The following is a 21830-nucleotide window of genomic DNA, read 5'->3' as shown; positions in this document are numbered from 1 at the left end:
GAGGCGCCACAGCGACAGGTGACGGGCGCGCGGAATGTGCTATCTATCGCGTCGATGGTTCATCCGGGGCCTGCACACTGCCCCGGCGAGCGATGCGAGGAGAGTGTTTTGTCCGCCGATCCCAGCGCCCAAGGGGTGACTGCCGCAGCGATGACGGCCGCACCGGTCGATGACCAACTGGTGCTGGCCCTGCCCAAGGGCCGCATCCTGAAGGAGCTGCGCCCGCTGCTGTCCCATGCCGGCATCCATCCGGAGCCGGCCTTCGACGACGACAAGAGCCGGCTCCTGCGCTTCGCCACCAATGTGCCGAACCTCAGCATCATCCGCGTCCGGTCCTTCGACGTGGCGACCTTCGTCGCCTTCGGCGCCGCCCATCTGGGCGTGGCGGGCAACGACGTGCTGATGGAATTCGACTATCCGGAGATCTACGCGCCGCTCGACCTCGGCATCGGCGCCTGCCGCCTGTCGGTCGCCGAGCCGGTGGAGATGATGGAGGGCGACGATCCGTCGCGGTGGAGCCATGTGCGCGTCGCCACCAAATATCCGGAGGTGACGAAGCGCCATTTCGCCGCCCGCGGCGTCCAGGCCGAATGCGTCAAGCTGAACGGCGCGATGGAACTGGCCCCGACACTGGGCCTGTGCCGCCGCATCGTCGATCTGGTCTCCACCGGGTCGACGCTGAAGGCCAACGGGCTGGTGGAGGTGGAGCATATCGCCGACGTCACCTCGCGCCTGATCGTCAACCGCGCTGCCTTCAAGACGCGGACGGCCGAGATTTCTCAGTGGATCGACAAGTTCCGGGAGGCGGTGAATGCCCGTCAGGCTTGATATTCGCGACGCGGAATTCGCCGCCGGGTTCGAGGCGCTGCTGCACGCCAAGCGCGAGGCAAGCGAGGATGTCCAGACGCTTGTCGCCGGTGTCATCGATCAGGTCCGCACGCGCGGCGACGACGCCCTGATCGACTACACCGCCCGTTGGGACCGCCAGACCCTGACGGCCGACACCCTGCGCATCGGCCAGGACGAGATCGACGCCGCCACGGCCAAATGCTCCGCCGACACGCTGGAGGCGCTGGACCTCGCCGCCGCGCGGATCGAGGAGTTCCACCGCCGCCAGATCCCGGAGGTCACCGACTATCGCGACGCCGCCGGGGTACGGCTGGGCGCGCGCTGGACGCCGGTCGGCGCCGTCGGCCTCTATGTGCCGGGCGGCACCGCCTCCTACCCGTCCTCGGTGCTGATGAACGCCCTGCCGGCCAAGGTGGCGGGTGTCGAGCGCGTCGTCATGGTGGTGCCGACGCCGGACGGGGCGATCAACCCGCTGGTGCTGGCCGCCGCCAAGCGCTGCGGCATCGACGAGATCTACCGCATCGGCGGCGCCCAGGCGGTTGCGGCGCTGGCCCACGGCACGGCGACGATCCGGCCGGTCGACAAGATCGTCGGCCCCGGCAACGCCTTTGTCGCCGCCGCCAAGCGTCAGGTCTACGGCCTCGTCGGCATCGACAGCATCGCCGGCCCGTCGGAAATCCTGGTGGTGGCCGATGGCCGCAACGATCCGGCCTGGATCGCCATGGACCTGCTGTCGCAGGCCGAACACGACACCTCGGCCCAGTCGATCCTGATCACCGACGATGCCGCCTTCGCCGACGCGGTCGCGGCGGCGGTCGACAGGCATCTGGAGACGCTGCCGCGCACGGCAATCGCCGGCGAAAGCTGGCGCGAGCATGGCGCCATCGTCCTGGTCGGCGACCTGACGGCCGACGCGCCGGCCCTGGTCGACCGGCTGGCGCCGGAGCATCTGGAACTGGCCGTCGAGGGTCCGGACGCGCTGGCGGCGAAGATCCGCAATGCCGGCGCCATCTTCCTCGGCCGTTATACGCCGGAGGCCATCGGCGATTATGTCGCAGGCCCCAACCATGTGCTGCCGACGGCGCGCAGCGCCCGCTTCTCCTCCGGCCTCAACGTGCTGGACTTCATGAAGCGGACGACCTTCGTCGCCTGCGACGCCGACAGCCTCAGGGCCATCGGCCCGGCGGCGGTGACGCTGGCGATGGCCGAGGGGCTGGAGGCGCATGCGCGCTCGGTCGCGCAGCGGCTGCCGGGTTACAAAGACTAAAGGCGATAAATCCGGGATTGCGGGGGAGGCGGGGCGTGACGACGGCGAAAAGCAAGCGGCGCATCACCCATGTGACGCTCGACGAGCGGAGTGTCGTCCGCCACAAGCCCGAGGTGGAGCATGAGCGTGCCGTCGCCATCTTCGACCTGCTGGAGGACAACGAGTTCTGTCCCTGCGAGTTCGCGGAGGACGGGCCGTACCATCTGCACCTGTCGATCGAGGACAACCGGCTGGTCTTCGACATCCGGCGCGAGGACAACAGCGAACTCGACCGGCTGATGCTTCCGATCACCGGCTTCCGGTCGATCGTCCGCGATTACTTCCTGATCTGCGAGAGCTACTACGCCGCCATCAAGCGGTCGACGCCCTCGCAGATCGAAGCCATCGACATGGGCCGCCGCGGCCTGCACAACGAGGGGTCCGAGATGCTGCGCGAACGGCTGGCCGGCAAGGTGGAGATGGACCTGCAGACCGCGCGCCGGCTGTTCACGCTGATCTGCGTCCTGCACATTCGCGGCTGACGGGCACGGGCGGCGCAAGGCCATGGCGGCGACCCCGGTCCTCACCCCCCTGCCGGTGACGAGCGTCTTGTTCGCCTGCACCTACAACATGATCCGTTCGCCGATGGCGGCGGCGATGATGCGCCATTACCACGGCACGCGCGTCTATGTGGATTCGGTCGGCGTCCGCGAGGGCGACGAGGTCGATCCCTTCGCCGTCGCGGTGATGGAGGAGATCGGCATCGACCTGTCCAAGCACCGCTGCCGCACCTTCGAGGATCTGGAAGACACCAATTTCGACCTGATCGTCTCGCTGTCACCCGAGGCCCAGCACCGCGCCATCGAGATGACGCGCACCATGGCCTGCGACGTGGAGTTCTGGAACACCTTCGACCCCACCCTGGTCGACGGCACCCGCGACGCCATGCTGGAAGCCTACCGGCAGGTCCGCGACGGACTGCTGGCCAAGGTCAAGCAGCGCTTCCCGCTGACCCGCGGACCGACCGTCTAGCGCCGCGCCGCCACCGGCCGCGGCCGTTTCTTCTGCCGCCAGCGCACCACCCCGGTGACCAGAAGCAGCGCGGGCAGCAGGCCGGCCACCGCCACCAGGATGCGGCAGCACAGGCCGAAGCATTCGCCGTTGTGCAGCGGATGCTGCCAGCCGAAGAAGGCGTCGCCGAAGGTCCAGCGGGTGGGGTCGCGCAGGTCCAGGATCGTGCCGCCGCCGTCCACCCAGACGCTGGTCTTCGGAAAGCGCCAGCCGGGCTCGCCGGCCTGGAACAGGCGGATGTGGTAGGCGCCGCCCGCTTGCGCCGGCACCTCGACCCAGCGCGGCTCGGCCTGCGGGAAGCGGGCGAGCGCCGCGGCCAGGGCGGCGTCCGCCCCCACCTCCGTCCCTGCTTTCACCGGCGCGACGGCGGGCGCCGGGGTCAGCGGCGACAGCCTCTCGACCATCGGCTTCACCCAGTCCGGCTGTTCCATGACCACCCCGGTGACGATCAGCGGCAGCAGGACGACGAGGCCGTAGACGCCCGCCAGCACATGGATGTCGAACACCTGCCGGACGAAGCCGGAGCGGATGCGGGGCAGCAGGGCCCGCCCCCATTTCCCGGTGGCCGGCCACCACAGATAAACCCCGCTGGCCAGGATCAGCAGGCTGGCGATGCCGCCCGCCGCCAGCACCATCCGGCCGCTGTCGCCGGCCAGCAGCAGGTAATGCAGATCGTAGGTCCATGTCATGGCGGTACGCCCCCAGAAGCGGGAGGACAGCACCTCCCCGCTGTAGGGGTTCACCGCCACCATCAGCGGGGCGAAGGACTTCCCCGCCGTCTCCTCCGGCTTCATGTAGCGCGCCATGATCGGATGGTCGGGCCCGTGGGGAAGCTCCAGCCGCCAGCCGCCGGCCCTTTGCGGATGGGCCTCGCGCAACGCCTGAACCACCCGGTCGAGCGGCACCGGGTCCATCCGCCCATCCCTTTGCCCGGCCGGAACCACCAGTTCCGGCGTCAGCATGCGGTCGATGTCGACGTAGAAGACCAGCAGACTGCCCGTCAGCGCGGTCAGGGCCAGCAGCCCTCCGACCACGAGCCCCAGCGACAGGTGCAGGGTCAGCACGATCCGTCGGATCCGCTGTCTTGCCATGCCGGAAGCTCGGCCGGCCGCTCTCGCCGGGGTCATGGCGCAGTCGCTGTGGGTGTGCATCGGGCGGGTCTCCTGACGGATGATCGGCGCAAGGATGAGCGGTGCAGTGGGCGAACCATCCCGGAAGCCCTGCCGGCCGGCCTTGACGGCCGTCAAATGCCGCCGCACGGACACACGGCATGGTCGGTAATAATTTTGGCATTTTGCAACTTTTTGCGTTGGAGCCTGTTCCCATAGCGTCCCGCGCAATGCTATTGAGCTGTGTCATCGCAACGCACTGCGTGCCGGCCTAGGCTCGGGTGTGTCGACGCCCATTCCCGCGGAGAGCCCCTGATCCATGCCCGCCGGTCTGCTGCCCCGCCTTTTCCGCGCCTTCAGTCCGCGCAGCCTGCGCGCACGCCTGATGGGCGTCGTGCTGGCGTCGCTGGCGTTGCCGCTGGCGGGCGCGCTCTACCTGGCAGACCAGCAGCTCGACGACCGCATCGATGCGGCGCGCGAACTGGCCCTGCACCTCGCCGACGACGGGGTGGAGCGCCAGCGCGACCTGATCGGGGAGGCGCGCAACCTGCTCGGCGTGCTGTCGCTGGTTCCGGCGATCCGTGACGCGACGCCGACCGATACCGATGCCTGCGTCGCCACCCTGTCGCCGATGCCGCGCCAGCACCGCTGGACCACCGGCGTCTGGCTGACCGATGCCGACGGCAACATCATCTGCGACACCACCGGCCCCGGTGCCGGCATCTCGCTGCGCGAACGCGAGTATTTCCAGCGCGTCCTCGACACGAAGAACTGGGTGGTCAGCGACTTCATCATCGGCAAGCGCTCGCTGAAGCCGCTGATCATCGTCGCCGGCCCGATCATGGAGAATGGACGGATCGTCCGCGTGATCGGCGTGGCGGTCGACCTCACCTGGCTGACGGATCTGGTGAAGGTGCTGAAGCAGCCGGACGCCCGCGTCATGGTTCTGGACCGTCACGGCGTGATCGTGGCCCGCCAGCCGGACCCGGAAGGCTGGCTGAATCGCAACGTCTTCCACATGCAGCATGTCCAGCACATGCTGCGCGAACGCAACGGCGCCTTCGATTCCGAAAGCGCCGACGGCCGCGGCCGGCTGTGGGCCTTCCGCCATTCCAGCGAGACCGACACCGTCTTCGCCGTCGGTATGCCGACCGCCCCGATCATCGCGGAGGCGCGGCGCGACCTGTGGCAAAGCCTGGGCCTGCTCGCCGTCGCCGGGCTGGTCAGCGTCATCGCGCTGTGGGTGCTGCTGCGCGCCTCCGTCCTGCGTTGGGTGTGGGAACTGGGAAGTGCGGCCACCCGCATCGGCGACGGCGGCGGCGGCACCATGATCGAGGCCGACCGTGCCCCGCACGAATTCCGCGTCGTCTCCCACGCCTTCAACAACATGTCGCGCCGCCTGAAGCAGCGCGAACAGGAACTGCGCTCCGCCATGGAGGAGGCGCGGGCCGGCAGCCGCGCCAAGGAAGAATTCCTCGCCACCATGAGCCACGAGATCCGCACGCCGATGAACGGCGTGATCGGATTCGCGGAAATGTTGCTGGAAACGCCGCTGACGACCGAACAGCGCCGCTATGCCTCGCAGGTGCGCGATGCCGGCCGGTCGCTGCTGACCGTCATCAACGACGTGCTCGACCTGTCGAAGCTGGAGGCCGGGCGGCTCGATCTGGTCAGCGTGCCGTTCCGGCTGGACGATCTGGCCGACCGCTGCGTCGCCATCGTCAGGCTTGCCGCCGAACAGAAGGGGCTGGAGATTCAGACAACCATCTCCGCCACCGCCCGCGGCTTCGTCATGGGCGATCCCGACCGGCTGCGCCAGATCCTGCTGAACCTGCTGGGCAACGCGGTGAAATTCACCGACCGCGGGTCCGTCCGGCTGACGGTGAAGGCGGTGGAGGATGACGGCAGCAGTCTGGGGGGCAGCAGGTCCGGGGGCCGGCCGGGCGGGAACCGCATCTGCACCTTCACCGTCACGGATACCGGGATCGGCATCGCCGCCGACCGCCAGCGCGACCTGTTCCAACGCTTCACCCAGCTGGAGCGCGGGCGCGGCGGCACCGGGCTGGGCCTTGCCATCTGCCGCCGGCTGGTGGAACTGATGGGCGGCGAGATCGGCATGGACAGCAAGGTGGGCGCCGGCAGCACCTTCTGGTTCTCTCTGCCGCTGCTGTCCGCCGGCAGCGCCGCGGTCCAGCCCGACAGCACCGCCGTCTCCAGCATCGAGCCGGGCAGTCCCGGCGTGCGCATCCTGCTGGCCGAGGATCTGGCGATGAACCGCGATCTTGCGATGACCATGCTGACCAAGGCGGGGCATCATGTCGACGCCGTGGTTGACGGCGCCGCCGCCGTCGCCGCCGTGCAGGAACAGACCTACGACATCGTGCTGATGGACGTGCAGATGCCGGTTATGGACGGGTTGGAGGCCACCCGCCGCATCCGCGCCCTGCCCGCTCCGGTCGGCAGGATCCCGATCCTGGCCCTGACCGCCGGCGTGATGCAGGTGGAGGTCGAGCGCTGCCTGCAGGCGGGCATGAACGCGCATCTGGCCAAGCCGCTGGAGAAGTCGAAGCTTCTGGCTGCCGTCGGCCGCTGGGCCCGCCCCGATGACGGCCACAACGACAGCGCCGGCGACAGGGCCGCCGGCACGTCCGGCGGCGGCGATTTCGGCCATGGGCGGGATGGGGACGGTCCCGATGCCCAGCGCCCGCAGTTGATCGCACACAGCTGACGAGTCGGTGTTATAGTGCCTGCACCGTCCCGGCCTCGCTCACGCTCGCGATGCGCGGCCGGGCGGGCCTCGACCCCGGCAGGCTCTGCCGGCCTGCAGCGAAGTGTGTGCCATGAAGGTTGCGCAGACCCCTCTCGCCCCCGTTCCGGAGCGCAAGCCCGACGCCTTTCCGCCGCCGGCCGATGGTGCCGGCGCCGCGCCGTCCTTCCGCGACTCGCTGGTCCAGACCACGCAAGGCCGTTCGGGGAGCGTTCCGGTCGGCCGGTTCGCCAACGGCCATAAGACGCCGCCCCTGCCCCTGGGCAAGCCGGCGGCCCCGGTCGTGCTGGCGGATGGCACCCAGGTTCCCCTTCCTGCGGCGAAGCCGGTGACACCCATCCGGCTGGCCGACGGCACGACCGTGCCGGTGCCTGCCGCCAAGCCCGCGGCCCCCGTCCTGCTGGCCGACACCGCCCCGGCGCCCGAGGCGGCGCCGCCGCGCGCCCCACTGCCGGGACTGAAACCGGCGGTTCCCGCGCCAGTGCCAAGCTCCGCCAAGGTCGCGGACGCCGTGGAGGCGGTGACCTCCGACAATCCGACCGCTGCGCGGGTGCTGGTCGCCTCGCAGCAGGTCGCCGGCCTGTCCGGCCACAGCTTCACCGCCATCCTTGCCCAGGCGACGCAGGAAAGCGGCCTGGACAGCGCGGCGAAGAACAGCCGCAGCTCCGCCGCCGGGCCGTTCCAATTCCTGGACTCCACCTGGCTCGACCTGTTCCGCCGCCATGGCGCCGCCTATGGGCAAGGTGAACTCGCCTCACACATCCAGGTCCGCAACGGCGTGTCCAGCGTCAAGGACCCGGCGATCCGCCGCCAGATCCTGGAGCTGCGCCACGATGTCGACCTGTCGGCCGGCATGGCCGCCCGCTATCTGGCCGAAGGGCGCGACGCGCTGGAGAAGCGGCTGGGCCGCCGGGCCAGCGAATCGGAGAGCCGCATGGCCTATGTTCTGGGCTCCGGCGGGGCGGCGAAGCTGATCCGCGCCGCCGAATCGACTCCCGGCGCCATCGCCGCCGACCTGCTGCCCAGTGCCGCGAAGGCGAATCACAACCTGTTTCACGACCGGTCCAGCGGCCGCGCCCTGACCGCGGCGGAAACCGTGAGCCGCCTGACGCGGCGCATGGAGATCGACCAGCGCGAGATGTTCGCGGCCATAGGCCAAGCGCTGGAACGGCCGCGCCGCCTGGAAGAAGGCAGCGCATCGCCGCTCAACCCCCATCAGTCGGTCTGACCGAAGGGCCAGCGGAAGCGGTGCCGGAGGGCTGCCCGACCCGCAACGCGGGGCTGACCCGCGCGGCTGGGCTGCGGCCGAACGCATCGGCAGTGGGAATCCCACTTGACCCGGCGGCTTTGGAAGGTCAGTTATTGCCGCGAAACTATTAGGACGGACATAAGGGCCTATGGCAAAGGAAGATCTGATCGAGTTTTCCGGGACCGTCGTCGAATTGCTTCCGAACGCGATGTTCCGGGTGAAGCTCGACAACGATCACGAGGTTCTCGCGCACACCTCGGGCAAGATGCGTAAGAACCGGATTCGCGTCCTGGCCGGCGACCGCGTCAATGTGGAAATGACGCCGTACGACCTGACCAAGGGCCGCATCACCTTCCGGTTCAAGTAGCATCCTTGCTGCATCGCGGTTCCCCGTGACGATCCCGTCCAAGGCGCCCCGGCTGGTTCTGGCTTCGGCCTCGCCCCGCCGGCTCGACCTTTTGCGCCAGATCGGCATCGTGCCCGACGCGGTCGATCCCGCCGATCTCGACGAAGCGCCGCTGCGCGACGAACTCCCGCCCCAGCACGCCCTGCGTCTGGCGGCGGAGAAGGCGTCGTGCGTCGCTGCGCGCCACCCCGATTCGTGGATTCTCGCCGCCGACACCGTGGTCGCCTGCGGTCGCCGCATCCTGCCCAAGGCCGAACGGGAGGAGGAGGCGCGGCGCTGCCTGTCCCTGCTGTCCGGCCGGCGGCACCGTGTGCTGGGCGGCATCGTCCTGCTGGTCCCCGACGCAAGCGGAGAGGGCCACCGCAGGATCGACCGGCTGGTCCGCACCGACGTCACCTTCAAGGTGCTCGACCGGACGGAAACCGACGCCTACATCGCGTCCGGCGAATGGAAGGGCAAGGCCGGCGGCTATGCCATCCAGGGCCGGGCGGGTGCGCTGGTGCGCTGGATCGGCGGCTCCTACAGCAATGTCGTCGGGCTATCGCTCCACGAGGTCGCCGGCATGCTGCACGGCGCCGGCTTCCCGCCCGCTCCCCCTGCCCCGCCTGAACAATGAGCCGGCTTGAGCTGCTGGTCGACCGCGACGGTCCGCTGACGCGGGCGGCGGTGCTGGCCGATGGCCGCCTGACCGACCTGCAAATCGACCATGCTGACCGCCCGTCGCTGCTGGGCGCCGTCATCCTCGGACGGGTGGAGCGGATCGCCACCGGCCTGAACGGCGCCTTCATCGATCTTGGCGGTGGCCTGTCCGGCCTGCTGCCGGCCGCCGACGTGCGCCGTCCGGTTCTCGACGACGACTCCTCCCCATCACGCTCCCATCCCCGTCCGGGGTCGAAGCCGTCCGCCATCGGCGCGCTGCTTCGCACCGGCCAGCCGGTGGTGGTGCAGGTGAAGGCAGACGCTGCGGGGGCCAAGGGGCCGTCGCTGACGATGGACATCACCCTGCCCGGCCGCTTCCTGGTGCATGCGCCGCTCGGCCGCGACATCGCGGTGTCGAAGCGCCTGGGCAGCGGCCCGGAGCGCGCGGCGCTCGCCCGCCGCATCGAGGGGCTGGTCACCGGCGCCGGCTGGATCGTCCGCGCCGGGGCCGCCCAGGTGTCCGACGACCTGCTGACCGCCGAATCGGAGGCCCTGCACCTGCAATGGCGCGCCATCCGCGACGACGCCCGCGCCGGTTCCGCTCCCCGCCTGCTTCATCCCGGCCCCGACGCCCCCACCCGCGCCCTGATCGAGCAGGGAGCCGCGGCACCCGACACCATCATTGTCGATGACCCGGCCCCGTCCGGCGGCATCGCCGTCGGTGAAGGGCCACTGCTGTTGGGCTTGCGCGGCTGGTGCGACCGCCACGCCCCCGACCTGCTGCCGCGCCTGACCGCCCACCGGGCCTCCCAGCGCCTGTTCGACCTGCGCGACCTCGACTCTGCGATTGCGGAGCTTTTGGACATCCGGGTGCCGCTGCCGCTCGGCGGTTCGCTGGTGATCGAGCGGACGGAGGCACTGACGGTGGTGGACGTCAATGCCGGGGAGCGCGGCAACCCGGTGGACGTCAACATCGACGCCGCGGCGGAGATCGCCCGCCAGCTTCGCCTGCGCAATGTCGGCGGCATCGTGGTGGTGGATTTCGTCAACATGCGCGGCCGCGGCGATGCCGAGCGCGTGCTGGCCGCCCTGTCGCATGCGGTGGAAAGCGACCCGGTGCAGACCCAAGTGTATGGCATGTCGAAGCTGGGCCTGGTCGAGCTGACCCGTGCCCGCCGCGGCACGCCGCTGGCCGCTCTGCTGCGTCCCTAGCCGCTTACAGTCCGTTACGGAGGCCTCCCCTTGTCCGACTCCCAATTTCCCGGCGCCCAGCAGCGCCCCCATTCCCATGCGCAGCCCCACGCTGGCGCCAAGGCGGGGCCCATCGGCGAGAAAGGCACCCAGTGCCCGATCTGCGGCCGCCCGACCGAACCGGCCACCCGCCCCTTCTGTTCCAAGCGCTGTGCCGACATCGACCTGTCGCGCTGGCTGGGCGAAGGCTACCGGATTCCAGGCCCCGAAGCCCCGGTTCCGACCTGCGATTCCGACCCTGACGACGAGCCGTAAGGGAGCCGAAATTTTTTCGAATTTTTCTCTGGACAGCCCGTCCGAACCTCTCTAAAAAGCGCCCCACACGACGCGCCGCACCGACCGAAACGGTCACTCACCAAGCGGCGCCGAGATGCCCAGGTAGCTCAGTTGGTAGAGCAGGGGACTGAAAATCCCCGTGTCGGCGGTTCGACTCCGTCCCTGGGCACCATCCTCCCTTCGAAGTTCAAGGTCAGGATGGTGTATACCGGTCAAACCAACTGACCGTACTTTTTCCCCTTCGTACCAAAGTCTTCCGCTCGTTTTCAAAGCGCCCCTCAGAGTGGCTTTGAATCGAACCACCCCACCCGCCCAAGTCCCGGCAGTTTCACTGCAAGGTCCAGCGGGTCGACGCCGATGGTCAGGCCCAGCAGGTTGATCTCCAGCCCCTCCTCCAGCGCCAGCAGCAGGCCGGCGACGCCGAACAGGCTGACCTGCCAGCCGGTGCCGCTCGGCGCGCGGGCGATCAGGCCGCGGCCCAGATAATCCTTGCCCAGCGCGGTGGACGGCAGGTCGAGCCGCAGTTCCGGTACGGCACGGCCGACCCAGGCGGCGAAGGTGTTGCTGTTGGGACCGGGCCAGACGCGGTACTCGCCGGCATAGGGATAGCTGGCGGCTGCAGCGGCGATCTTGGGAATCGCGGCTTCGGCGGCGGCGCCTCGCAGTTCCGTCAGCAGCGCGGGCTGGGCGCCGAACCAGCGGCCGTCGGGATCGCGGTTGCTGACGGCCACCACCGGCAGGCCGCGGTAGGCGCGCCAGCCGATCACCTCATAAACGGTGTAGCTGCGGGCGCCGGCCGGCTTCACAGCGAACCAGGGATGCACGCCGAAGGCGCCGCGCCAGGACAGAACGCGCGCGGCATAGACCTGCACCACCGCCTCCGGCGTCGTCGCCGCGTCGGGGGCGAGGCCCACCGGGCTGCGGTCGATGCGGCTCCAGTCGACCACCGTCGATACGGTTCCGGACGCAATCAGAAAGGCCGGTCCGGCGAGCAGCAGGACCAGCGTCAACAGAAATACCAGCAGCACCTTCACGACCCTCACGCCCTGCCCTCGCGCGCGCTCCACGCCCATCTTCCATGTAGTCACCCGGACAACGGATTTCCGGTGACAGCGGAGAGACAGTGCAAAGAACGGGGCATGGAACACGGCCGGCTCGGGCCGCAGGTCGGTCAGATGCTGTAATCGCCTTGCTGCAGGCTCTGGTCCATGGTGAGTGCCGGGGCCGGCTCGTCGCGGCACCAGCCGACGACCCTGGCGGGCACGCCGGCCACGGTGGCGCAGCCGGGCACGTCCTTCAGCACGACGCTGCCGGCGCCGACCTTGGCATGGGCGCCGACGGTGATGTTGCCCAGCACCTTGGCCCCGGCCGACAGCAGCACGCCGTCGCGGACCTTGGGGTGACGGTCGCCATGTTCCTTGCCGGTGCCGCCCAGCGTGACGTTCTGCAGGATCGACACGTCGTTGCCGATCACCGCGGTCTCGCCGATCACCACGCCGGTGCCGTGGTCGATGAAGACGCCGCGCCCGACCGGAACCGCGGGGTGGATGTCGACGGCGAAGGCTTCCGACACGCGGCTCTGCAGGAAATGGGCGAGGTCATGGCGCTGGCGCTTCCACAGCCAGTTGGCGACGCGGTGCCATTGCAGGGCGTGGAAGCCCTTGAAATAGAGGAAGGGTGTCAGGCAACCGTCGGCGGCCGGGTCGCGCGCCAGGATGGCGGCGAGGTCGGCGGCGGCGGCATCGACGATGGCCGGGTCGGACTCCATGGCGTCGCGCACCACGGCGGCAAGCCGGTCTTCCGGCATGGCGCGGTCGGCCAGCTTGCGCACCAGCAGCGCCGCCAGGGCCGGGCCGAAGCCGTCGCGCGCCAGCACCGCGTCATACAGGAAGGGGGCGAGGCCGCTTTCCTCCTCCGCAACGCGGGCGGCATCGGCGCGCAGGCGGCGCCACAGCGACTGTTCGACCGACTCCGCCGCCTCCCGCATCGTCACGTCTAGGTTGTCCATCGCCATCACCCCTTCCCGCAGAGCGTGCCTGGTCGCCCCACCAAATCCGAAGGATGCTACTGTGGTGAGAGGCCCCCGGTCCGGTCAAGGCCGTTGCCGTCAAGGCTGCCTCCCGCTGTGCCGTTGGACCCACCCCCGTCCTTGGCGTGTGCCCGCCGGAAGGCCTGCGGCGACCGCCCCTCGCGCTTGGTGAAGAAGCGGGAGAAATAGGCCGGATCCTCGAAGCCCAGGGCATAGCCGATCTCCGCCATGCCGTGGCTGGTGTAGATCAGCGACCGCCGGGCTTCCAGCATCAGCCGGGCATGGACCAGCTGCAGGGTCGACAGGCCGGTGACGCGACGGCAGGCGGCGTTCAGCCGGCCGGGCGTGACGCCCAGCGCCGCCGCATAGCGCTCCACCGGCCAATGCCGATTGAACCGCTCGTCGATCATCGGCCGCAGCCGGGCGAGCAGCCGGACGTCGGGTGACTGCCCCTGCCCGTCGCGGGCCCCATCGTCGCGCCGGCCGTCCCTCAACCGCGCCACGGCGACCAGCAGCAGCATCACATGGGCGGCAATCGCGCTGGCCCGGCCGACATGGTGGGCGCGGAATTCCCGCCGGATGGCGGCGAAAGCATGGGAGAGCACCGCCGCCTCGTCCGATCCCTCGCTCAAATCCCAGGCCAGCGGCAGGGGCGGGGCGTCGCGCAGCTCCGCCTCCGGCGCGGCGGCAAGCACGCCGGCCAGGAAGCCCTCCGACATGGTCAGCACATGACCGTCGGTACCGGGATCGAAACGGAAGCCGTGCACCACCTGCGCCGGGACGACGATGAGGGCGGGGGCGCGAAAGGCGGTGTCCACCCCATCGGCAGTGAGCCGCCCGCCGCCGCCAGTGACCAGCAGCGCGTGACTCAGCCCGTCGTGGCGATGGGGGCGGACCTCCCAATTGTACAAGCGCATCCGTTCCGGGATCGTCTCGATATGGACGAAGCGCAGCTCCGGGATGGCCGGCGGTTCGCCGTAGAGCCAATAGCGGGGAATGGGTTTGGCGCTGTGGGCATGCTGGGCGGACATCGCACGGGCTCCGGCGGCCTGACGATGAAAAGTACAAGCCTTTCGCCGGTTCGTCCATGTCCGGCCCTCCGCCTCCAAGAATAGCATGAGTGCTAATAATTGGTGCGCACAACAATCTGCAAAAACGCGCCGAACCCGCTTCCCGAAGAGGGCGAGAGACATGCAGACCACCGGATCGACCCGTACACAGGTCGCCATCGTCGGCGCCGGCCCGGCCGGCCTGTTCCTGTCCCATCTGCTGCACCGCCAGGGCATCGAGTCGGTGATCCTGGAGCATCGCAGCCGCGAGGAGATCGAGGGCACCATCCGCGCCGGCGTGCTGGAGCAGTGGGTGGTCGACCTGATGAACGACATGGGCCTGGGCGACCGCATGATGCGCGAGTGCCATTTCCATTCCGGCATCACCCTGCGCTTCGACCGGCAGAGCCACCACATCGACATGGCGGAGCTGACCGGCGGCAAGCGCGTCACCGTCTATGCCCAGCACGAGGTGATCCGCGACCTCGTCGCCGCCCGGCTGGAGGATGGCGGCAGCATCCTGTTCGGCGTGTCCGACGTGCAGTTCCTCCACCTCGACGGCAAGGCGCCGCGCATCCGGTTCCGCCATGGCCCCGACGCCACGGCAGAGGAGCTGCACTGCGATTTCGTCGCCGGCTGCGACGGCTTCCACGGGCCGAGCCGGCAGGCGATCCCCGCCGCCGCGCGCACCGAATACCAGATCGTCTATCCCTTCGGCTGGCTCGGCATCCTGACGGAGGCGCCGCCATCGCACCCCGAGCTGATCTACGCCAACCACGAGCGCGGCTTCGCCCTGCTCAGCACCCGCTCGCCGGAGGTGCAGCGGCTCTACATCCAGGTCGATCCGAAGGACGACATCGCCAACTGGTCCGACGACCGCATCTGGTCGGAACTGCACCGCCGGCTGGAGGACGAGAGCGGCTGGACCCTGACGGAGGGACCGATCTTCCAGAAGGGCATCATCGCCATGCGCAGCTTCGTCTGCGATCCCATGCAGCACGGCCGCCTGTTCATCGCCGGCGACGCCGCCCACATCGTGCCGCCCACCGGCGCCAAGGGCCTGAACTTGGCAGTCGCCGACGTAGCAGTCCTGTCCCGCGCCATGACCGCCTATTACAAGTCCGGCAGCACGGACGCGCTGGACCGCTACAGCGCCACCTGCCTGCGCCGCATCTGGAAGGCGGAGCGCTTCTCCTGGTACATGACCACCATGCTGCACCGGAACGAACACGAGTCGCCCTTCGAGCAGCGCGTGCATCTGGCGGAACTGGACTATCTCGTCCACTCCCGCGCCGCGATGACGGCGCTGGCGGAGAATTACGTGGGGCTGCCGATGGAATGAGAGGGGAGCTGCTGCTGCTCCCTCCCCGACCCTCCTCCGCTCTCGGCCGGCCGAAGGCCGGTCCGGTCGCGGGAGAGGGAGTTGAGCGCCAGCGCGGCGGAGTTCCCTCTCCCGCAAAGCGGGGGAGGGTTAGGGAGGGGGCAAACCCACCCCTTCCACCCCCCGAAAATCCTACCCCCACCCCTGGCCATCCCCACGCCCGCGCGCCATCATCCCCCCTCACCCAACACCGACAGGAAAGCCCGACGCGATGAAGCAGGTGATGTTCGTGGAACTCGGCATGGGGGTGGACCTGCACGGCCAGGACGTGACCAAGGCCGCCGTCCGCGCCGTGCGCAACGCCATAGAGCGCAACTCCATGCCCGGCATGCGCGCCCTGGTGGATGGCGACACCAGCAAAATGCAGGTGCGGGTCCACCTTGCCGTCCCGGCCGACGCCGACCGGCTGAACCACGAAGCGGTGAAGGCCGTCTTCCCCTATGGCGCCGTCACCATCCACGTCACCAGCGGCGGCATGCTGGCGCCCAGCGGCATTTTCCTGGCGGACAAGAACGACCGCAACGAGCAGATCTACGTCGTCAACGCGGCGATCGAGGTCGGCCTCTGAGCGGCCGGCCCCTCCCCGGCCGGGGGTAATTTCCTTCAATACCGGCCCCCGCACGACCCGCGACAGTCCACCGGCCTGACCTTGGTTCAACAAAGGAAAGCCGGACGTGACACGCTGCGCCTTCATCATCGACCGTGCCCTGCCGCCGGGGCTGATCGCCAACACCGCCGCCGCCCTGTCGATGACGCTGGGGAAGGAGCGACCCGAACTGGTGGGCTGCGACCTGCGCGATGCCGACGGCATCGGCCATCCCGGCATCACCACCATCGTCATGCCGATCCTGGTTTCCGATGCCGAGGGCTTGCGCGCCCTGCGCCGGCTGGCGGTGGAACGGGAAGCCGACGGGCTCCGCGCGATCGGCATGACCGACGTCGCCCAGCGCGCCAAGAGCTACGATGACTACAGCCGGCGCCTCGCCGCCACCCGGCAGGAGGAGTTGCGCTATCTCGGCCTCTGCCTGCATGGCCCGGCGGCTCTGGTCCGCTCGCTGACCGGCTCTCTGCCGCTGCTGAAATAGGGCGGGACGATGATGACGCTCTACCTGTCGATGGCCGGCTTTGCGCTGGCCGCGTCGATCTCTCCCGGCCCGGTCAATGTGGTGGCGCTGTCCAGCGGGGTGGCACACGGCCTGCGCGCCACCCTGCCCCACGTCGCCGGGGCAACCCTGGGCTTCGTCCTGCTGCTGCTGTTGGCCGGGCTCGGGCTGGCGGAGTTGCTGCACGGCTGGCCCGCCGCCGTCACGCTCACCCGCTGGGCGGGCATGGCCTTCCTGCTGTGGATGGGCTGGGCGCTGTGGTGGAGCGACGGGAAGGTCGCGGCGGGGGAGCAGCCGCCCGCCCCTTCCCTGCTGCAGGGCGCCGCCATGCAGTGGCTGAACCCGAAAGCCTGGGTTGCCGCGCTGGCCGGCGTCGGCGCCTATGCCGGAGACGATCCGGCCCGGCTCTGGGTTTTCGCCGCGCTGTATTTCATCATCTGCACCCTGTCCGTCGGCAGCTGGGCCTATGCCGGTGCCCGGCTGCGCCATCTGCTGGCAGACGAGCGGCGGATACGGCTGTTCAACCGTGCCATGGCCGTCCTGCTTGCGGCGAGCGCCATCCACATCGGCTTCGCCGCCTGAGCCCGTCAGTCGCGGCGCATGTACTGGCCCGGGGTGGCGGCGACATGCCGCTTGAAGGCGCGCTGGAAATGGGCCTGGTCGGCGAAGCCGGCGTCCAGCGCGACCTCCACGATCGGCCGGCCGCGCTGCAACTCGCGCTTGCCGAACTGGATGCGGCGGTTGATCTGGTAGGCGTGCGGGGTCAGCCCGTAGCGCGCCTTGAAGGACCGCACCAGATAGGACGGCGACAATCCGCAAACCGCGGCGATGTCGGCCAGCCGCAAGGGCTGGGTGCAGTGGGCGGAGATGAAGTCGGCCGCCAGTTCCAGCGCCGCATGCTCGCCGCCGTTCGCCACATCGGCAGGCGTTACGCCCAGCGCCCGCCGCAGACCGGCGAAGAAGGACCGCACCGCCTCCTCGGTCCCGGCGCTGCCGGTGGTCGGATCGAACAGCAGCCCGAACAGCCGACCCAGCCGGCCGGCCAGTTCCGGGTCGTGGCTCACCGCCGGGGCGAAGGGCCGGAACCGCTCCTCCCCCTCCACCGCCGCCAACCATGCCGCATCGGCATACAGCATGCGGTAGGACCAGGACTGCCCGTCGAGCGGATTGCAGACATGCGCCTCGTCCGGGTTCATCAGCACGATGGTGCCGGCGGAAACGCGATGGCAGTCGCTGCCGATGCGGAATTCGCTGACCCCGCCGCTCACCAGCCCGATGGAGAAGCTCGGGTGGCTGTGCCAGCCATAGCAGACCCCGTGCCCGTCCTCGATGCTCCGCGCCTCCAGGTGCGGAAGCGCCGGGTCACGCCAGAAGCGGTGAAGGTTCGTCGATGCGCGCGCCATATCCGGCCTGTCCCGCCCAGGGTCTGTTCCGCTTGGGAAATGTCCTGACGCCGATCTTATGACAGCCGGATCGCGTCCGCCATCGGCAAGGGTCAGGATGCGGAGGCCGGCCGGTCCGGTCAGCCCCGCCCTTCGCGCATCCTCGCCGGCGACACGCCAAACCAGCGGCGGAAGGCCCGGCTGAAGGCGCTGACCTCCGAATAGCCCAGCAGCGCGCCGATGTCGGCGATGGGAACATGGCGCTGGCGGATGTAGACCGCGGCCAGATCGCGCCGCACCCCCTCCACCAGATCGGAGAAGCTCAGCCCCTCGTCGGCCAGCCGGCGCTGAAGGGTCCAGCGGGCGATGCCCAGCCGGTCGGCGATGTCCTCGACATAGGGCGGACCTTCCGGCAGCCGCGCCCGCACCTCCGCCTTCACGCGGTCGAGCAGCGGCGGCGTGCCGGTGCCGCGGGCGATGTCGATCAGCGTGCCGCACAGCCCGGTCAGCCGCGCCATGTCGCCGCCGGGCATGCGGCATTCGAGATGGCGGTCGCGCAGCAGGATGGCATTGGTGCGCTGGCCGAAATGGGCGGGCGCGTCGAACAGCGCCTCATGCTGGCGCCAGCCCTCCGGCTTGGGATGCTCGAAATGCACCTCTTCCGGCATCCACTGCGGGCCGAGGCAGGCGCGCACGACGTTGGCGAACATGCCCATGGTCAGTTCGGCATCCTGCCGCCGCTCGACGATGCAGCCGTCGAGGATGCGGTATTCCAGCCGCAGCAACTCGCCCTCGCGGACGAAGCGGGTCTCGGTCGCCTGCTGGTGGAACGGGAACAGCCGGGCGAGATGGTCCAACGCCGCGCCCAGCGTCGGAGCGGCCAGCGCGATGGAACCGATCAGCCCCAGCATCTCCGGCTGGAACTGACGGCCGAACACCAGGCCGAAATTGTCGTTGCCGGTCTCCGCCGCCGCCACCTCCATCATCGCCACATAGGCACGGAGGTCGAGCGCCAGCGTCGGCTCGCCGAGCGCCCGCTCCTCCACGCCCGCGCGGTGGAACACCCGGTCGGGACAGCCGCCCTGCGCGGCGATGAAGCCGGACACCCCGCAGGCCGCGGCGGCCAGGATGTTGTGCTGCACAGTTCCTGTGCGCCCTCCGCCAAGCTGGTCGGCGGTGTGCCCAAAAGACGGTCGGTGCGGTCCCATGACGCAGCCCCTCGCAGCCGGTTTGCCGCAACGCAGCAAACATCATGCCGACTTCAGGCTGCCAGAGACCGTTCGCATAGGAAATTGTACGATAGACTTACCATCCGGGACCGGGAGCGGCCAATGCCCCCAGCGAGGCACGTGCGAGGGGGCATCCGCCGGCCTGCTCCGGTCAGATGCTGTAATTGTCGGCGATCTCCGACCGCAGCTGCTCCACCTGATCGCGGAACACCGAGCCGTCGCGGCCGGCGCTGTTGCGCACGTCGCGCACCACCCGCGCCGGGGTGCCGCCCAGCACGATGATGCGGTCGGCCAGATGCACCGCCTCTTCGAGGTCGTGGGTGACGAACAGCACGGTCTTGCCGGTCTCCTGATGGATGCGGCGCAACTCGTCCTGAAGGTTGTGGCGGGTGATGGCGTCCAGCGCGCCGAAGGGCTCGTCCATCAGCAGGATGTCCGGGTCCACCGCCATGGCGCGGGCGATGCCGATGCGCTGGCGCTGGCCGCCCGACAACTCGTAGGGCCAGCGGCGGGCATAGCCGTCGAGCCGGACCAGCTTCAGCGCGGCCTCCGCCCGTTGACGCCGCTCGTCGCGGCTGACCGGCAGGCCCTCCAGCCCGAACTCCACATTGCGGATCACCCGGCGCCAGGGCAGCAGACGGGAGTCCTGGAACACCAGCCCGACCGGGCGGTGGCCGGGACGCTTGTCCTGGTGGATGGTGACGCCGCCGCTGCGCGCGGTGTGCAGACCGGCGACGACGCGCAGCAGCGTGGACTTGCCGACGCCCGACGGGCCGACGATGGCGACGAAGCTGCCGCGCTCGACCGACAGGTTGACGTCGACCAGCACCGGCGGCGCGTCGCTGCCGTAACCGATGGACACGTCCTCCAGGTCGATGACCGACGCGGCGGTGGTCTTCGAGAGGGTCACCGCTGCCATGAGAGCACCCGCGACTGAACTTGCATGAACAGGAAATCCGACACGCCGTAGAGCAGCGCGATGGTGACCATGTAGAGCACGACGATGTGGGTCGCCAGCAGTCCCGACGCCTCCATCATCCGCATGCCGAGGCCGGAGATGCCGAACAGCTCGGCCGCGACCACCGTCATCCAGCCCTGCCCCAGCCCGGCGCGCAGGCCCGACAGGATGCCCGGAAGGGCGCCGGGCAGGATAATCTTGAACAGCCGCGGGATCAGCCCGCCCTGGCCGAAGGCATAGCCCAGCTCGATCAGGTCCTTGTCCACCCCGCGCACCGCGGCGTAGCTGGCGTAGTAGTTGATCCAGAACACCGTCAGCGCGATCAGGAAGGACGCCGCCGCCTCACTGACGCCGAACCAGATGATGGCGAAGGGGATCCAGGCGATGGCCGGGATCGGGCGCAGCATGCGCACGACCCAGGCCTGGAAGGCGTCCCACTTGCCCCACAGCGCCGCCGCCGTGCCGAAGGACACGCCGAGGAAGGTGCCCAGCGACAGCCCGACCAGATAATGCGACAGGCTGGCCATCACCATCGCCTGCCAGGTGCCGCTCTTGAACTCGGTCAGAAAGGCGGCGGGCACCGCGCTCGGCGACGGCAGCAGCCGGGCCGGCACCACGCCGCTGCGCGCCACCGCTTCCCACGCCAGCAGGAAGACGACGACGCCCAGCGCCGAGAGGGCGATCTTGTTATAGGTCTTCATCGGCATTCCGATTTTCCCGGGCGCGCCGGCTTACTTGGCGACGGCGTCGTAGAAGCTGAAGTCGAAGGCCTCGGCCACGGGAATGGTCTCGCTGGCCGACCCGATCTCCTTGGTGAAGGCCATCATCTTCTCCACCGCGGGCACGACCGAATGGGGATCGGCGACGAACTTGGAGCCGGGGCCCTTGAAGGCCGCTTCCAGCGTCGCCGGTTCCATCAGGCCCTTGCCGAGATAGTTGTTCACCAGCGTCGCCGAGGCGGCCGGATCCTTGGCGATCATGTCGACGGCGCGGATGTGGGCCTTGACCAACGCCTTGATGGCATCGGGGTTCTTCTTCAGCACCTCCGCGCGGGCGGCGACCACGGTGCCGGGCTGGTCCGGGAACATCTGGGCGCCGGTGGCGAGCAGGGCGACGTTCGGGTCCATCTGCTGGGTGACGGTCACCGTCGGCTCGCGGATGGTGGCGGCGTCGAGCGCGCCGGCCAGCAGGGCCTGCTGCGTCTTCTCGATGCCCATCGGCACCAGTTCGACATCGGCCGGATCGACCTTCACCACCTTGAACAGCCAGTGCTTCAGCACGGTGTCGGGAACCGAGCCCGGCGGCTGGGTGCCGATCTTCGGCTTGCGGCCGGTGTCGGCGGCGAACTTCTTGAAGGACTCGGCGGTCGGATTGGCGCCGATTGCCTTGGCGAAGGGACCGCGCGCGGCCACCACCATCTCCTCCACCGCCGAGTTGGCAATGACCGAGATGTCGGCGCCCTTGGTGCGGGCGACCAGAACCGGGGCGACGCCGGCATAGAGCAGGTCGATCTGGCCGGCGGCCATCGCCTGGATGGCGTGCGGGCCGGATTCGAAGCGGGTCAGCTTCAGCTGGATGCCCGCCTCCTTAGCCCAGCCCTGCCCGTCGACGATGAACAGCGGCGAGGCGGCCAGGATCGGGATGTAGCCGATCTCCAGCTTCACCGGGTCGGCGGCGCGCGCGGTGCCGGGCATGACGGCGACGGCCGATGCGGCGGCCGAGGCGAGGGCGACCAGGGCGGCAAGGGTGGAGCGGCGGGTCAGGCGGAGCATCGGATCATCCTCGACTGGGGTTCCGATGCTATTTAGCACGATTGCGCGTCAGAGGAAGAGTGAT

Annotated in this window: 23 protein-coding genes and 1 tRNA gene; 15 read left to right on the top strand and 9 right to left on the bottom strand. The window is 69.5% G+C overall.

What is annotated here, in order from left to right; translation table 11 throughout:
- Positions 1–150 precede the first annotated feature (150 nt).
- Genes hisG through FZ983_RS07235 form a run of 4 tightly spaced genes read left to right on the top strand, consistent with a single transcriptional unit; the run spans position 151 to position 3127 of the window.
- Positions 151–828: an ATP phosphoribosyltransferase gene (hisG, locus tag FZ983_RS07250; protein WP_149223079.1), complete on the top strand. Its 678-nt coding sequence runs from the start codon at positions 151–153 to the stop codon at positions 826–828.
- Entirely contained in the window at positions 812–2116 is a 1305-nt protein-coding gene (gene hisD / locus FZ983_RS07245) for a histidinol dehydrogenase (protein ID WP_149222879.1), read from the top strand. The genes hisG and hisD overlap by 17 nt, the downstream gene beginning before the upstream one ends.
- 35 nt (positions 2117–2151) lie before the next feature.
- Positions 2152–2637, top strand: a complete 486-nt coding sequence (locus FZ983_RS07240; RefSeq protein ID WP_149222878.1) for a UPF0262 family protein — start codon at positions 2152–2154, stop codon at positions 2635–2637.
- 22 nt (positions 2638–2659) lie between these two features.
- Positions 2660–3127: a low molecular weight phosphatase family protein gene (locus tag FZ983_RS07235; RefSeq protein ID WP_149222877.1), complete on the top strand. Its 468-nt coding sequence runs from the start codon at positions 2660–2662 to the stop codon at positions 3125–3127.
- Here the strand turns inward: FZ983_RS07235 and FZ983_RS07230 are convergent.
- Positions 3124–4317 (bottom strand): PepSY-associated TM helix domain-containing protein, encoded by a 1194-nt coding sequence (locus tag FZ983_RS07230; RefSeq protein WP_247883639.1) that lies wholly within the window; start codon positions 4315–4317, stop codon positions 3124–3126. The genes FZ983_RS07235 and FZ983_RS07230 overlap by 4 nt on opposite strands.
- Positions 4318–4594: 277 nt before the next feature.
- Between FZ983_RS07230 and FZ983_RS07225 the strand changes: the two genes are divergently transcribed.
- The 7 genes from FZ983_RS07225 to FZ983_RS07195 all read left to right on the top strand — a co-directional run bounded on the left by FZ983_RS07225 (position 4595) and on the right by FZ983_RS07195 (position 11035).
- Positions 4595–7003, top strand: coding sequence for a hybrid sensor histidine kinase/response regulator (locus FZ983_RS07225; RefSeq protein WP_149222876.1), 2409 nt, complete (start codon positions 4595–4597; stop codon positions 7001–7003).
- A gap of 112 nt (positions 7004–7115) precedes the next feature.
- Positions 7116–8270 (top strand): lytic transglycosylase domain-containing protein, encoded by a 1155-nt coding sequence (locus FZ983_RS07220; RefSeq protein ID WP_149222875.1) that lies wholly within the window; start codon positions 7116–7118, stop codon positions 8268–8270.
- A 169-nt stretch (positions 8271–8439) separates the two neighbouring features.
- Positions 8440–8658: a translation initiation factor IF-1 gene (infA, locus tag FZ983_RS07215; protein WP_012977999.1), complete on the top strand. Its 219-nt coding sequence runs from the start codon at positions 8440–8442 to the stop codon at positions 8656–8658.
- A 25-nt stretch (positions 8659–8683) separates the two neighbouring features.
- Positions 8684–9313, top strand: coding sequence for a Maf family nucleotide pyrophosphatase (locus FZ983_RS07210; RefSeq protein WP_149222874.1), 630 nt, complete (start codon positions 8684–8686; stop codon positions 9311–9313).
- Complete coding sequence (locus FZ983_RS07205; RefSeq protein ID WP_149222873.1) at positions 9310–10548, top strand: ribonuclease E/G; 1239 nt, start codon at positions 9310–9312, stop codon at positions 10546–10548. The genes FZ983_RS07210 and FZ983_RS07205 overlap by 4 nt, the downstream gene beginning before the upstream one ends.
- Positions 10549–10659: 111 nt before the next feature.
- Entirely contained in the window at positions 10660–10842 is a 183-nt protein-coding gene (gene yacG, locus FZ983_RS07200) for a DNA gyrase inhibitor YacG (RefSeq protein ID WP_247883667.1), read from the top strand.
- Positions 10843–10959: 117 nt separating this feature from the next.
- Positions 10960–11035, top strand: a tRNA-Phe gene (locus tag FZ983_RS07195).
- Positions 11036–11141: 106 nt separating this feature from the next.
- On the opposite strand, the gene FZ983_RS07190 is transcribed toward FZ983_RS07195, so the two are convergent.
- From FZ983_RS07190 to FZ983_RS07180, 3 genes are all read right to left on the bottom strand, one after another.
- On the bottom strand, positions 11142–11930 hold the full coding sequence (locus tag FZ983_RS07190; RefSeq protein WP_247883638.1) for a DUF3750 domain-containing protein: 789 nt from the start codon (positions 11928–11930) through the stop codon (positions 11142–11144).
- 104 nt (positions 11931–12034) lie between these two features.
- Complete coding sequence (cysE, locus tag FZ983_RS07185) at positions 12035–12871, bottom strand: serine O-acetyltransferase (RefSeq protein ID WP_348771041.1); 837 nt, start codon at positions 12869–12871, stop codon at positions 12035–12037.
- Positions 12872–12927: 56 nt separating this feature from the next.
- Positions 12928–13923 carry a helix-turn-helix domain-containing protein gene (locus FZ983_RS07180; protein WP_149222870.1) on the bottom strand — a complete coding sequence of 332 codons (996 nt, stop codon included), beginning with the start codon at positions 13921–13923 and terminating at the stop codon, positions 12928–12930.
- Between the two features lie 160 nt (positions 13924–14083).
- On the opposite strand from FZ983_RS07180, the gene pobA reads away from it, so the two are divergent.
- The 4 genes from pobA to FZ983_RS07160 all read left to right on the top strand — a co-directional run bounded on the left by pobA (position 14084) and on the right by FZ983_RS07160 (position 17007).
- Positions 14084–15283, top strand: coding sequence for a 4-hydroxybenzoate 3-monooxygenase (gene pobA, locus FZ983_RS07175; RefSeq protein WP_149222869.1), 1200 nt, complete (start codon positions 14084–14086; stop codon positions 15281–15283).
- 250 nt (positions 15284–15533) lie between these two features.
- Positions 15534–15890 carry a Lin0512 family protein gene (locus FZ983_RS07170; protein WP_149222868.1) on the top strand — a complete coding sequence of 119 codons (357 nt, stop codon included), beginning with the start codon at positions 15534–15536 and terminating at the stop codon, positions 15888–15890.
- 106 nt (positions 15891–15996) lie between these two features.
- Complete coding sequence (locus FZ983_RS07165; protein ID WP_149222867.1) at positions 15997–16407, top strand: DUF2000 domain-containing protein; 411 nt, start codon at positions 15997–15999, stop codon at positions 16405–16407.
- 9 nt (positions 16408–16416) lie between these two features.
- Complete coding sequence (locus tag FZ983_RS07160; RefSeq protein WP_211102874.1) at positions 16417–17007, top strand: LysE family translocator; 591 nt, start codon at positions 16417–16419, stop codon at positions 17005–17007.
- A gap of 5 nt (positions 17008–17012) precedes the next feature.
- Here FZ983_RS07160 and FZ983_RS07155 read toward each other — a convergent pair whose 3' ends face one another.
- The 5 genes from FZ983_RS07155 to FZ983_RS07135 form a co-directional block, all read right to left on the bottom strand.
- The gene (locus FZ983_RS07155) at positions 17013–17828 is read right to left on the bottom strand and encodes an AraC family transcriptional regulator (protein WP_149222866.1); all 816 of its coding nucleotides are present in this window, start codon (positions 17826–17828) and stop codon (positions 17013–17015) included.
- A 119-nt stretch (positions 17829–17947) separates the two neighbouring features.
- On the bottom strand, positions 17948–18949 hold the full coding sequence (locus FZ983_RS07150; protein ID WP_149222865.1) for an AraC family transcriptional regulator: 1002 nt from the start codon (positions 18947–18949) through the stop codon (positions 17948–17950).
- 238 nt (positions 18950–19187) lie between these two features.
- Entirely contained in the window at positions 19188–19955 is a 768-nt protein-coding gene (locus FZ983_RS07145) for an ABC transporter ATP-binding protein (RefSeq protein ID WP_149222864.1), read from the bottom strand.
- Positions 19943–20695 carry an ABC transporter permease gene (locus FZ983_RS07140; RefSeq protein WP_149223075.1) on the bottom strand — a complete coding sequence of 251 codons (753 nt, stop codon included), beginning with the start codon at positions 20693–20695 and terminating at the stop codon, positions 19943–19945. The genes FZ983_RS07145 and FZ983_RS07140 overlap by 13 nt, the downstream gene beginning before the upstream one ends.
- Before the next feature lie 30 nt (positions 20696–20725).
- Positions 20726–21766: an ABC transporter substrate-binding protein gene (locus FZ983_RS07135; RefSeq protein WP_149222863.1), complete on the bottom strand. Its 1041-nt coding sequence runs from the start codon at positions 21764–21766 to the stop codon at positions 20726–20728.
- Positions 21767–21830: the final 64 nt, after the last annotated feature.

Origin of the sequence: Azospirillum sp. B21, assembly GCF_008364825.1 — a bacterium.
Lineage (GTDB): Bacteria > Pseudomonadota > Alphaproteobacteria > Azospirillales > Azospirillaceae > Azospirillum.
Note: the sequence above shows the minus strand (reverse complement) of the source record. Positions and strands in the feature narration are given on the sequence as shown.

Excerpts from the sequence above, each read along its gene's own strand:
- FZ983_RS07155 (WP_149222866.1), bottom strand. The coding sequence starts at position 17,828 with ATGGCGCGCGCATCGACGAACCTTCACCGCTTCTGGCGTGACCCGGCG.
- FZ983_RS07140 (WP_149223075.1), bottom strand. The coding sequence starts at position 20,695 with ATGAAGACCTATAACAAGATCGCCCTCTCGGCGCTGGGCGTCGTCGTC.
- cysE (WP_348771041.1), bottom strand. The coding sequence starts at position 12,871 with ATGGACAACCTAGACGTGACGATGCGGGAGGCGGCGGAGTCGGTCGAA.
- hisG (WP_149223079.1), top strand. The coding sequence starts at position 151 with ATGACGGCCGCACCGGTCGATGACCAACTGGTGCTGGCCCTGCCCAAG.
- FZ983_RS07160 (WP_211102874.1), top strand. The coding sequence starts at position 16,417 with ATGATGACGCTCTACCTGTCGATGGCCGGCTTTGCGCTGGCCGCGTCG.
- FZ983_RS07230 (WP_247883639.1), bottom strand. The coding sequence starts at position 4,317 with ATGCACACCCACAGCGACTGCGCCATGACCCCGGCGAGAGCGGCCGGC.
- FZ983_RS07145 (WP_149222864.1), bottom strand. The coding sequence starts at position 19,955 with ATGGCAGCGGTGACCCTCTCGAAGACCACCGCCGCGTCGGTCATCGAC.
- FZ983_RS07225 (WP_149222876.1), top strand. The coding sequence starts at position 4,595 with ATGCCCGCCGGTCTGCTGCCCCGCCTTTTCCGCGCCTTCAGTCCGCGC.
- FZ983_RS07170 (WP_149222868.1), top strand. The coding sequence starts at position 15,534 with ATGAAGCAGGTGATGTTCGTGGAACTCGGCATGGGGGTGGACCTGCAC.
- FZ983_RS07220 (WP_149222875.1), top strand. The coding sequence starts at position 7,116 with ATGAAGGTTGCGCAGACCCCTCTCGCCCCCGTTCCGGAGCGCAAGCCC.
- FZ983_RS07235 (WP_149222877.1), top strand. The coding sequence starts at position 2,660 with ATGGCGGCGACCCCGGTCCTCACCCCCCTGCCGGTGACGAGCGTCTTG.
- FZ983_RS07180 (WP_149222870.1), bottom strand. The coding sequence starts at position 13,923 with ATGTCCGCCCAGCATGCCCACAGCGCCAAACCCATTCCCCGCTATTGG.
- FZ983_RS07205 (WP_149222873.1), top strand. The coding sequence starts at position 9,310 with ATGAGCCGGCTTGAGCTGCTGGTCGACCGCGACGGTCCGCTGACGCGG.
- FZ983_RS07135 (WP_149222863.1), bottom strand. The coding sequence starts at position 21,766 with ATGCTCCGCCTGACCCGCCGCTCCACCCTTGCCGCCCTGGTCGCCCTC.
- pobA (WP_149222869.1), top strand. The coding sequence starts at position 14,084 with ATGCAGACCACCGGATCGACCCGTACACAGGTCGCCATCGTCGGCGCC.
- infA (WP_012977999.1), top strand. The coding sequence starts at position 8,440 with ATGGCAAAGGAAGATCTGATCGAGTTTTCCGGGACCGTCGTCGAATTG.
- hisD (WP_149222879.1), top strand. The coding sequence starts at position 812 with ATGCCCGTCAGGCTTGATATTCGCGACGCGGAATTCGCCGCCGGGTTC.